Source organism: Streptococcus oralis (assembly GCF_001075875.1).
Lineage (GTDB): Bacteria > Bacillota > Bacilli > Lactobacillales > Streptococcaceae > Streptococcus > Streptococcus oralis_I.
The window spans coordinates 1-574 of record NZ_JUOS01000105.1 but is presented as its reverse complement, the minus strand read 5'-3'; the positions used below and the strand labels follow the sequence as shown (position 1 = coordinate 574).

Genomic DNA, 574 nt, shown 5'->3' with positions numbered 1-574 from the left:
TGCGTCTAAGTCGGCCTCAACAAGTGCGTCTAAGTCAGCATCGACGAGTGCGTCTAAGTCAGCGTCGACCAGCGCTTCTAAGTCAGCCTCAACGAGTGCGTCTAAGTCAGCCTCAACGAGTGCGTCTAAGTCAGCGTCGACCAGCGCTTCTAAGTCAGCCTCAACGAGTGCATCTAAGTCGGCCTCAACAAGTGCGTCTAAGTCGGCCTCAACAAGTGCGTCTAAGTCGGCCTCAACAAGTGCGGTAGCTTCAGCCTCAGCCTCAACAAGTGCGGTAGCCTCAGCTTCAGCGTCAACAAGTGCAGTAGCTTCAGCATCAGCATCGACCAGCGCAGTAGCCTCAGCTTCAGCATCAACAAGCGCGGTAGCAAGTGCATCAGCATCGACTAGCGCGATCGCTTCAGCTTCAGCATCAACAAGCGCGGTAGCAAGTGCTTCAGCATCGACTAGCGCGGTCGCTTCAGCTTCAGCATCGACAAGTGCGGTCGCTTCAGCTTCAGCATCAACAAGCGCGGTCGCTTCGGCTTCAGCGTCAACCAGTGCAGTAGCTTCGGCTTCAGCATCGACTAGTGCA

General features: G+C 55.6%; 1 protein-coding gene. It reads right to left on the bottom strand.

What is annotated here, in order from left to right; all coding sequences use genetic code 11:
* Positions 1–574 (bottom strand): hypothetical protein (locus tag ADM33_RS11630; RefSeq protein WP_049503824.1); only part of this gene is annotated, 574 nt, incomplete at both ends.